The sequence below is a fragment of the Thermovirga sp. genome, from assembly GCF_017656375.1.
Taxonomy (GTDB): domain Bacteria; phylum Synergistota; class Synergistia; order Synergistales; family Thermovirgaceae; genus Thermovirga.
Window position 1 is genome coordinate 25636 of sequence record NZ_JACDOB010000015.1, and the last position, 11051, is coordinate 36686.

An 11051-nucleotide genomic window follows, 5' to 3' on the forward strand; every position below is an offset into this window, starting at 1 on the left:
ATGTGGCCCCTTTTCTTTTTATGGGCATTTTCTGATAAACTTTAGATGGAGCAATTTCTTAATGCCGGGAGGATGGGTTCATAATGGAAAGTTCAAGTTCGACTAGAAAAGAAAAAATAATAGTCCTCGACTGCGGTTCCCAATATACCCAGTTGATAGCCAGAAGAATAAGAGAGCTTGGAGTCTACAGTGAAATACTACCTTGGGACACGCCTTACGAAGAGGTAATGAAGGAAGAGCCCAAGGGCGTAGTAATCTCTGGGGGGCCGGCCTCTGTAAGGGAGGAGGACTCTCCAACGGTCCCTGAGGGCGTCTTAAGCGGAGAAGTTCCTGTACTTGGGATTTGTTATGGAATGCAGCTTATAACTCATCTGCTAGGTGGAGTAGTGAAAAAAGGGTCATTTGCAGAATATGGGAGAGCCATTGTTAATGTGACAGATCCAGAAGCTGTTATTTTTCATAATGTAAAGTCGCCGCTTCAGGTTTGGATGAGCCATTGGGACTATGTAGACGCTCCCCCTGAAGGATTTAAAGTTGCAGCCCGAAGTGAATCAGGTATGATAGCGTCCATTTACAACGAGAGCTTGGGGATATGGGCCCTTCAATTTCACCCTGAAGTTTGGCACACTCAAGGGGGAAGCAAAATCCTGGAGAACTTCCTTTTTAAAGTATGTCAATGCGAGGGATTGTGGGATCTTCAGGGATGGATCGACATGATGGTGGAACAAATAAGGCAGACAGTGGGAGATGAAAAGGTCATATGTGGACTTTCTGGTGGAGTTGATTCTACTGTCGCTGCAGTCCTTACTCATAAGGCCATAGGTGATAACCTTGAGTGTATTTTTGTTGATAACGGGCTTTTGAGAATGAATGAAGCTCAGGAAGTCTTAGATGTTTATAAAGACCTTCACCTAAAAGTCCATGCTGCAGATGCATCTGAGGAGTTCTTAAGTGCCCTTAAAGATGTAACTGATCCTGAGAGAAAGAGAAAAATCATTGGAGAGGTCTTTATACGAGTGTTTGAGAGGAAAGCAAAAGAGATTGGCGGAGCTAAGTGGCTTCTCCAAGGCACGGTGTACCCAGATGTAATTGAAAGCGGAAAACGCGGCAAGGATGCTGCTGTAATTAAAAGCCACCATAATGTAGGTGGCCTGCCTGAGGAGATGGACCTCAAGGTTCTGGAGCCTTTAAGGGATCTGTTTAAGGATGAAGTCAGGAAAATAGGCGGCATGATAGGAGTACCTGAAGTTATATTAAAAAGACACCCCTTCCCTGGCCCTGGATTAGCTGTAAGGTGTTTGGGAGAAATTACTCCAGAACGCCTCGAAACCTTGAGAAAGGCTGATAAGATATTCCTGGAGGAAATCAAAAAAGAGGGAATATATGATGATATGTGGCAGGCTTTCTGTGTCCTCTTGCCAGTCAAGACTGTGGGTGTAATGGGAGATATCAGAACTTATGCAGAGATAGTAGGTTTAAGGGCTGTAAGCTCTCAGGATGGCATGACCGCTGATTGGGTAAAACTGCCCATGGGGCTTTTGGATAGGGTTTCACGGCGTATATGTAATGAAGTTCCAGGGGCAAACAGGGTAGTTTACGATGTTACCAGTAAGCCGCCTTCTACCATAGAGTGGGAATAGCGTTTTAAAAATAGCTTTTAATAGGAGGCTGTATTAGGGTGGTTAAAGAGGGAAGTGATCAAAAAGCCAAAAACATAAGAAAAAGTTATGTTCCCTTCATTGTGGCGTTCGCACTGATGGCCTTTTTGACTTACAAGGTTGCTTTCCCCCTATTCCGCCCGCTAGCGTGGTCGGCTTTGCTGGCTTTCTTTGCTTATCCAGTGTATCGATGGCTGCACCATGCCCTTCTACGGGGAAAGCACAAGAACGTTGCTGCAGCCATAACAACGGCGCTCATAGTGTTGCTTTTGGTCGTTCCTGCTGGTTTTTTGGGTACCATTCTTGCAAAAGAGGGTATAAAAATCTACGGCCAGATTGTAGACCTGCTGTCTAGAAGCAGTGTAACGGATTTCAATGCGCTGCCCGAGAGATTGTCCCAATGGTTTGCGGCCAGAGGAATCCTCTTGAACGAACATCTTAGTTTTATAGGCGATATTGTCAAGCAGTCAGGCCGATTTTTAGCAACCCAAATAGCGTCTTTCTCCAGGGGATTGCTTGGTAATGCGTTTAGGATGATCTACCAGTTGATAGCTATCACTGTGGCTACTTTCTTTTTCTTGAGAGATGGGCACGTGGTTTTGGACTTCATAAAAGATATTTTACCTTTGTCAGAGGAGGAGAAGATTTCCTTTTTTGAGCGAGCCAAAAGGCTTCTGCAGGCAGTGGTTTATGGTATCACCTTTACTGCAGGTATTCAAGCAACGTTGGGCGCCTTAGGGTGGTGGAAGGCAGGATTGGAGGCTCCGATAATCTTTGGAGCCATCATGTTTGTTTTGGCCATGATCCCTTTTGTAGGTACACCTATGGTTCTTTTGCCCGGGGCTGCGTATTTGGCTGCGACAGGCAGCTTGAAAGCGGCAATTTATCTTGCTATTTGGGCTATTGCAGTTGTTAGTACAGTAGATAACTTTATCCGCCCTATCTTTATCTCTGAGGGCAGTAATATTCACATATTAATAGTGTTCGTCGGTGTGGTAGGGGGATTAGCCGCCTGGGGGTTCATAGGCCTATTCCTGGGGCCTCTAATAATAAGCCTATTTATATTTTTCTTGGATAGTTACAGGAAATTATGGAAAATTTCTTTCTTAGAGCCAAAGAGGCTACCGAAAAAATAAACTTAAAGGAGGAGTTCTTTTGCCCTTTGTAATAGGAATTGCCGGCTGGAAAGACTCTGGGAAAACGACTTTGTGTGGAAAGTTGGTTGAATTACTCCTTTTAAAAGGGTTGAAGGTTGGTTTTATAAAGCACACGGAAAAATCTATATGCCCTAAAGAAAATGCAGATTCAAATACCCTCTGCAATGTTCTAGGCGAATCTGTGCTATGGGGAGAGGATGGATGGGCTTATACCCATAAAAAAGCTGTAAGTAACCTGAAAGAGATAGTTTCACGCATATATCCAGGCTACGATGTAGTGATATTGGAAGGAGGCAAACGCTTCCCTTTGCCTAAGATATGGGTTAAGTCTGCAACCCCTCCGGAGGGAGTGCCTGGAATAATAGCTTATTATGGAGAAGGAACCCAAGAAGGAACTTTACCTAATTTTCTGCCAGGCCAAGAAAAGGCGTTAGCTGATTTTATAGCTGATATGGCAGGCAAAAGCGATTCACGTATAGAAGTTTATGTAAACGGTAAACGTTTCCCGATAAAAAAGTTTGTTGGCGAATTTATAGAAGGTGCTATAAGAGGTATGTTTTCATCCTTGAAGCAAAGGCCAGAAGATACGGAAAATATAAACATTTTTCTCAGGGGCAAAAAATGAAGTGGAATATATTCATTATGGATTGATTCCTACTTGTGTGAGGTAGCATTGAAAGTTATAATGAAGTTCGCTCTTGTGCCCGCCCTAGGCGGGTAACCTTTTGTATAGACTTTATGTAAAATAGATTATGCAGGGGAGGTATATATGGAATGGAAACGCAAGTGATTCTAATAAGCGGCGTGGCCGGTGCAATAGCTTTGTTGTATGCGATTGTGGCCACTAGTAAGATCAAGGCCTTCGAAGTTACAAATGAGAAGGTGGTTGAGCTTTCTAACATAATCCAAAGAGGCGCTATGGCTTTCTTGTCGAGGGAGTACAAAGCCCTTATACCCTTTGTGGTAATAGTGGCAGCTATTTTAGGTTTCAAGATAAGCTACGCTTCGGCAATTTCTTTCTTGCTAGGTGCTTTGTGCAGTGGTTTTGCTGGTTTTGTAGGTATGAGGGTGGCAACGGGTGCCAATGGAAAGACGGCTTTTGCTGCCTCCGAAGGCGTGAACCCTGCGTTGCGGATAGCCTTTATGGGTGGAACCGTTATGGGAATGTCCGTCGTAGGCATTGGAATAATAGGCATAATCATCTGTTATTACCTGTTCTCTGATCCTGGGGTAATAACGGGATTTGGCTTCGGAGCTAGCTCTATAGCTTTGTTTGCCCGTGTGGGTGGAGGAATCTACACCAAAGCCGCTGACGTCGGTGCTGACTTGGTAGGTAAGGTAGAAGCTGGTATTCCCGAGGATGACCCACGCAACCCTGCGGTTATCGCTGACAACGTAGGTGACAATGTTGGTGACATAGCCGGGATGGGTGCGGACCTTTTCGAGTCCTACGTTAACTCAATAATAGCAGCTATGGCCATAGGAGTGGCTATCTTCGGCAGCTTGGGAGTGGCTTATCCACTTCTTTTGGCTGCATTAGGGATAGTCTCTGCTGTAATAGGGACTTTCTTTGTTCGAGTTAAAGAAGGAGGAGATCCTCAGTTCGCCCTTAGAAAAGGGACTTTAGTTACAGGGTTTTTAATTATAGCTGGTTCCTACTTCCTCACTCAAAAGTTGTTTGGCGATATAACTCTTTTCTGGGCGGTTGCCGCTGGTGTCGCAGTAGGCGTAGTGATAGGGCTTATAACTGAAATATACACCTCTGCTGCTTATGCTCCTGTAAGGCAGATAGCTGCTTCATCGGAGACTGGTACGGCAACAAATATACTTGCCGGATTGGGCGTTGGAATGAAATCTACTGCTTTGCCTGTTCTGCTTATATGCGCTGCCATACTGGTAGGTGTCAAATTTGGTGGGCTTTTCGGCATTGCTTGTGCTGCTGTGGGGATGCTGTCCATAACAGGTATGACCCTCAGCGTTGACGCGTACGGCCCTATTTCTGATAACGCTGGAGGTATAGCGGAGATGAGCCACATGCCTCCAGAGGTTAGGAAAATTACTGACCGTTTGGATGCTGTAGGTAACACCACAGCCGCTATAGGTAAGGGGTTGGCTATAGGAAGTGCGGCCCTTACTGCCTTGGCTCTCTTCGCAGCGTATGCTACAGCGGTTGGGCTTGACTCCATAGATCTCAACAACCCCAAGGTTATGGTGGGGCTTTTTATAGGTGGCATGCTGCCTTTCCTCTTCAGTGCCATGACCATTCAAGCTGTCGGTCGTGCTGCTTCTAAGATGATAGACGAGGTAAGAAGGCAGTTTAAAGAAGTCCCAGGAATTCTTGAGGGCACCGGCCGGCCTGAGTACGAAAAGTGCATTGATATCTCTACGGCCGCTTCGCTTAAAGAGATGGTCCTGCCAGGGCTTCTAGCCGTCATATGCCCCATAGCCGTAGGTTTGGTTTTGGGAGCAGAGGCTTTGGGAGGCCTTTTGGGCGGTGCTATAGTTACTGGAGTCATGATGGCCATATTTATGTCCAATGCCGGTGGCGCTTGGGATAACGCAAAAAAATATATTGAAGAAGGGCATCATGGCGGGAAGGGATCTGGAGCCCATGCGGCCGCAGTTGTAGGAGATACAGTTGGTGATCCTTTTAAAGACACTGCAGGTCCTAGCTTGAATATATTGATAAAATTAATGTCTGTGGTAGCCTTGGTTCTAGCACCGCTGTTTTAAAGAGCCTCGCACAAAGATTGAGGTTACGACAAAGGGGAGAGCTGCGGGGCTTTCCCCTTTGTCGTTTTGAGAGGTGGTCAAATGGTACGGGGCCAGATAGATGAGATCAAGGAAAAGCTGGATATTCTGGAAGTGATAGGCGATTATGTCCCTTTGAAGAAGGTGGGGAAGAATTACAGAGGCTTGTGTCCATTTCACAGCGAAAAAACCCCTTCTTTTTATGTTTCCCCTGAAAGGCAAACCTATCACTGTTTTGGGTGCGGCAGGGGGGGCGATGTGTTTTCCTTCATAATGGAGAAAGAAGGGCTGACTTTCCCTGAAGCATTGAGGTTTTTGGCAGAGCGTGCGGGAGTCAAGCTTGAGGAAGGCAAAGGGCCTAGAAAAAACGATGATATTGGCATCTTTGACGTAATGGAGGAAGCTTCTAAGTTCTTTAGAGATCAGCTTTGGTCTGATGCCGGTATTGCCGCCTTGAAGTATCTTGCAAGAAGAGGCTTGAAAAAGGAAGATATTTTGGCATTTGAAATTGGATGGGCTCCAGATAGTTGGGATAGCCTGAAGAGATACCTGGAAAGAAAAAATGGCAAAAAAATTGTATCTATTGCTTTAGATGCGGGCCTTCTTATAAAAGGGCCCAAGGGAATATACGATAGGTTTAGAGGAAGGGTCGTCTTTCCGATCAGGGATGTCAGAGGAAAGCTCATAGGTTTTGGAGGGCGTATAATCTCAGGAGAGGGAGTCAAATATATAAACAGTCCTGAAAGCCCTATATTTATGAAAAGATCGTCGTTATTTCTCCTAAATAGGGCAAAAGGCCACATAAGGGAGAAAAAAAGGGCTATATTAGTTGAAGGTTACATGGATGCCCTGAAACTTCATATAAAGGGATTCCCTGAGTCTGTTGCCACATTGGGAACGGCTGTTACAGAGGAACAGGCTGCGTTGTTGAAAAGGTTCACCGAGCGGGTTTTTTTGTGTTATGACGCCGATGTAGCCGGTCAGGAGGCCAATCTCAGAGGTATGTACGTACTTCAGCGAATGGGACTGGATGTGAGGATTGTGTCTCTTCCGGTTGGCAAAGATCCTGATGACTTGCTTTCTACTGAAAAAGGGGGGGAAGATTTTAGGAAACTTTTAGATTTGGCTCTTCCATTGCCTCTTTATCACGTAAAGTTGAAAGAACCGGAACTAAGGGATGAATCATTGAGGACCAGGGCGAGAAGAGAAATATTGGAAGGATTGGCATCCCTTCCATCTTTAGAGGCCAATAGCTACCTGCCCGAGGTGGCGCGAGGGCTTGGTATGGTGTTGTCTGAAGTTATAAGAAGCCTTGAGGAGTTCAGGAAAAATATAAAAAATGAATCAGTAAAAAAAGGGTTTTTGAACACTTCGTACGTAAATATAAATGTAAAACCTTCGAGTGATGTAGATAAGAAGTCTAATATCCACCCTCTGGAGGCAGTTTTGTGCTACATACTTTGGACGGATGAAAAGAGAAGATCCAGCGAAGCTCCAGAAAGGCTTTTACCGTTATTTAAGCAGGAGGAAGCTAAGGCTATAGCTTTAGCCTTGTTACAAGGAGAAGAGCCTGAGGAGTTAAGAGAAAGATGGCTTGAGGCAGGAGATACTTGGCCCTTAGCCTTGTTGGCAGCTGGGGCGGCCCATATAGAAGAATACCCACAGGAGAGAGTTTATGAAGTTGTAGTCGAAGCTCTAGAGCGTAGAGCCAAGATGAAAAGATTTGAAGTTTTGAAAAATAAAAAGGCTCGAGGAGAAGCTACGATAGAGGAAATAATAGAGTTCTCTAAATTGGCAAAATTCCTAAAAGGGGGGCAAGGAAAGCATGAATCAGGAAAATAAAGGACACGATACTGAGGCTACAAACAAAGAAGTGATGCAGTACATAGAAAATTTTAAGGACCTTTTCCACATGGGTAGAGAAAAGGGATTTTTGACCTATGAAGATATAGAAAAGACTTTACCTCAAGAAATATTGAATGCTGAGACCCTCGATAATCTTTATTTCAACTTGATGGAGCTCGGTATCGACCTGGTGGATGAAGAAAAAGGTAAAGAAGAAGCGGGGAGTGGAAGCGCTCAATCATCGGAGTTGGCAGAGGATTTAGGCCAGCTGGAGGACCTTCCTTTATCTGATCCAGTAAGGATGTATTTGAGGGAAATAGGTAAAATTCCTCTCCTTACACCTGAAGAAGAAGTAGAATTAGCAAAGAGAGTCGAAGCCGGAGATCCTGAAGCAAAGGCGAAACTTATTGAGGCCAATTTGAGGCTGGTTGTAAGCATAGCTAAAAAATATATAGGGAGGGGAATGCTCTTCCTCGATTTGATTCAGGAAGGCAACTTGGGGCTTATAAGAGCCGTAGAAAAATTTGATTATCGTAAGGGATTTAAATTCAGCACCTACGCGACATGGTGGATACGTCAAGCCATAACCAGGGCCATTGCAGATCAGGCTAGGACAATACGCATACCAGTTCACATGGTTGAGACCATTAATAAACTGATAAGAGTTTCCCGCCAGCTGGTCCAGCAGCTGGGCAGGGAACCGACTGCAGAGGAGATTGCTGCTGAGATGGGCATTGCTCCAGAAAAAGTGGAAGAGATCCATAGGATAGCTCAGGAACCCGTATCCCTGGAAACACCAATAGGAGAAGAAGAAGACAGTGAATTAGGAGATTTTCTAGAGGACAAGGATATTCCAAGCCCTGAAGAAGCTGCCGCGAGCCAGCTTTTGAGAGAACAGCTTGATGAAATGTTGGAAGAGCTCACCGATAGAGAGAGGGAAGTTTTAAGATTGCGCTTTGGCTTGGAAGATGGCCACCCATACACGCTGGAGGAAGTGGGCCGAAGGTTTGGAGTAACCAGAGAGCGTATAAGACAGATTGAAGCAAAAGCCCTTAGGAAACTAAGGCATCCGAGCAGAAGCAAAAAGCTGAGGGATTACCTAGATTGATTTAATTAACAAACATTTTCAACAACTATATCCGGGGCCTTTTAGGCCCCCTTTTTTGTACAAATTTTATTAGATACGACCTAGTGTACTTCGATTAATTTGGTATAATCAATATTGTTCATGGAGGCACAAAGATGAGAATAGATAAATTTCTTAAACTTGCCAGGATAATTAAAAGAAGGACCTTGGCTCAGGAAATGATAGAAATTGGCGCGGTCAGGGTCAATGGGAAGGTTGTGAAGCCATCAAAGGAGATTAAAGAGCAAGATGTCATAGAGATAGCCTTTCCCACCAGGGTGCTCAAATTAAAAGTTACGTCCTTTGAGGAAAAGGATTTGAAAAGGGGAGCAAGGCCTTTTGAGATTTTGGAAGAGCAAAAAGTAAGCCCTGATGAGAAGCCATGGTAGCTTTGATTAAGCTTGATAAACAAATAAATAATAGAAATAGAGGTGTCAAATTAATGAGTTGCATTACGGGTCTTCATGCGAGGCAAATACTGGATTCTAGAGGTAATCCGACTATTGAAGCGGAGGTATGGCTCGAGTCTGGAGTGGTGGCTAGGGCTTCAGTTCCGTCTGGAGCTTCTACTGGGACCTTTGAGGCTCTTGAGTTGCGAGACGGTGGTAAGCGCTACCTCGGCAAAGGGGTAGAAAAGGCAGTTGCAAATGTAAAAGAGAAAATAGCACCTGAAGTAATAGGTTTGGAGGCATGGGACATATGGTCCATAGACAAGTTGATGATAGAGCTAGATGGGACGGAAAACAAAAGCAACCTTGGTGCGAATGCCATGCTCTCTGTATCCTTGGCGGTTGCCAGAGCTGCTGCAATGGATAAGGACCTTCCTCTTTGGGCATTTTTAGGCGGTGCCGGGCCTTTCTCCCTTCCGGTTCCCATGATGAACGTAATAAATGGGGGAGCTCATGCGGATAACAATTTGGACATTCAGGAGTTTATGATAGTACCCTTTAAGGCTCCTTGTTTTTCTGAAGCGTTAAGAGCTGGGGTAGAGATCTACCACACGTTGAAGAAGGTGCTCAAGGATCAGGGGCTTTCGACTGCCATAGGTGATGAAGGAGGATTTGCTCCTAATCTCACTTCCAATAGGCAGGCCTTGGAGGTTTTAGTGAAGGCCATTTCTGCTGCTGGCTATAAACCTGGTGAAGAGGTGGCGTTAGCTCTAGATGTGGCAGCTTCGGAACTTTATAGCGAAGGATCTTATCATTTGAAAGGCGAAGGTAAAACATTGAGAGCTCATGAGCTGGTTTCTTATTATGAGGATCTGAAGAATGATTTCCCAATCATATCTATTGAGGACGGGATGGCAGAAGAAGATTGGGGCGGATGGAAACTTCTGACTGAGACATTGGGAAGCACCATTCAACTGGTAGGAGATGACCTTTTTGTTACCAATATGAAGAGGTTTACTAAGGGAATAGAGGGTAACGTTGCTAATGCTATATTGATAAAGTTGAATCAGATAGGAACATTGACGGAGACTGTTGAGGTTGTTAAAAAGGCTACTAAGAACGGTTATGCTCCTGTGATCTCTCATCGTTCAGGGGAGACGGAGGATACGTTCATAAGCGACCTTTCTGTGGGACTTTGTGCGGGGCAAATAAAGACTGGTGCTCCGGCAAGGGTAGACCGTGTGGCCAAATATAATCAGCTTTTGAGGATAGAAGAGGAGCTGGGCGAGTGTGGGCGATTCAGTGGCATAGGAGCTTTTAATAAAATTGCCAGCACTTTTTCCAATACATGGAGCCCCAAATAAGTGATATTTTCGAAAAGTGGAAGGAGGAAGGCCGATGAAGGTTGCAGAGCCTACAATAGAAAGGTTGGTCCAGTATTACAGGCTTCTAACACAACTTAAAGAGGAAGGGCGGCGGGTTATTTCATCACAGGAAATTGGCGAGATGTTGGGGCTTAAGGCCAGCCAGGTCAGAAAGGATCTTTCCTATTTCGGGGAGATAGGAAAGCGTGGTGTGGGTTATCACGTTGATCGCCTACATGATCACGTTAGCAAAATTTTGTCTCACCCTAACGTTTGGAGAATAGGTTTGGTGGGCGTGGGAAGGCTTGGTGAGGCGCTTTTAGGCCATAAATCTTTAAGGAGCGATAAGTTTGGTATAGAGGCCGTTTTTGATGTAGACCCGAACAAAGTAGGGAAAATGATAGAAGGAGTTCCCTGTTTTCATGTAGATGACATGCCAAAGATATTGAAGGAGAAGAAAATTGAGATAATCATTTTGACAGTTCCTGCCCAAGCGGCGCAGCAGGCTGTCGATAAAGCAGTGGCTTCAGGGGTTGTTAGAGGCATTCTTTCCTTTGCTACTGCTCCTTTAGTTGTGCCTCCAGATGTATTGGTATATGGTGTAGATATAGCGGCGGAGCTAGAAAAACTCCTTTTTTATCTTAAAAGCTCTACAAGTAAAGAGTAAGTAAGGATTCCCAATAGAGGGATTATCGTGGTAGAATGAGCAGTGCAAAAAATAATGAACATAAGAAGAGTAAGGAGGCGTCTTGATTGCAGCA

At 44.8% G+C, this 11051-nt stretch carries 9 protein-coding genes; all 9 read left to right on the forward strand.

Annotated elements, in window-relative coordinates:
• Window positions 1–83: 83 nt before the first annotated feature.
• Entirely contained in the window at window positions 84–1640 is a 1557-nt protein-coding gene (guaA, locus tag H0Z23_RS05930; RefSeq protein WP_296868205.1) for a glutamine-hydrolyzing GMP synthase, read from the forward strand.
• Between the two features lie 38 nt (window positions 1641–1678).
• Window positions 1679–2794 carry an AI-2E family transporter gene (locus H0Z23_RS05935; RefSeq protein ID WP_296868207.1) on the forward strand — a complete coding sequence of 372 codons (1116 nt, stop codon included), beginning with the start codon at window positions 1679–1681 and terminating at the stop codon, window positions 2792–2794.
• A 19-nt stretch (window positions 2795–2813) separates the two neighbouring features.
• Complete coding sequence (locus tag H0Z23_RS05940) at window positions 2814–3440, forward strand: molybdopterin-guanine dinucleotide biosynthesis protein MobB (protein ID WP_296868209.1); 627 nt, start codon at window positions 2814–2816, stop codon at window positions 3438–3440.
• 149 nt (window positions 3441–3589) lie between these two features.
• Window positions 3590–5548 carry a sodium-translocating pyrophosphatase gene (locus tag H0Z23_RS05945; protein WP_296868211.1) on the forward strand — a complete coding sequence of 653 codons (1959 nt, stop codon included), beginning with the start codon at window positions 3590–3592 and terminating at the stop codon, window positions 5546–5548.
• A gap of 66 nt (window positions 5549–5614) precedes the next feature.
• Window positions 5615–7408 (forward strand): DNA primase, encoded by a 1794-nt coding sequence (gene dnaG / locus H0Z23_RS05950; RefSeq protein WP_296868213.1) that lies wholly within the window; start codon window positions 5615–5617, stop codon window positions 7406–7408.
• On the forward strand, window positions 7392–8519 hold the full coding sequence (gene rpoD / locus H0Z23_RS05955; RefSeq protein WP_296868215.1) for an RNA polymerase sigma factor RpoD: 1128 nt from the start codon (window positions 7392–7394) through the stop codon (window positions 8517–8519). Before dnaG ends, rpoD begins: the two co-directional genes overlap by 17 nt.
• 134 nt (window positions 8520–8653) lie before the next feature.
• Complete coding sequence (locus H0Z23_RS05960) at window positions 8654–8926, forward strand: RNA-binding S4 domain-containing protein (protein ID WP_296868218.1); 273 nt, start codon at window positions 8654–8656, stop codon at window positions 8924–8926.
• A gap of 53 nt (window positions 8927–8979) precedes the next feature.
• Window positions 8980–10290 carry a phosphopyruvate hydratase gene (eno, locus tag H0Z23_RS05965; protein WP_296868223.1) on the forward strand — a complete coding sequence of 437 codons (1311 nt, stop codon included), beginning with the start codon at window positions 8980–8982 and terminating at the stop codon, window positions 10288–10290.
• Window positions 10291–10324: 34 nt separating this feature from the next.
• Window positions 10325–10957, forward strand: coding sequence for a redox-sensing transcriptional repressor Rex (locus H0Z23_RS05970; protein WP_296868219.1), 633 nt, complete (start codon window positions 10325–10327; stop codon window positions 10955–10957).
• Window positions 10958–11051 lie beyond the last annotated feature (94 nt).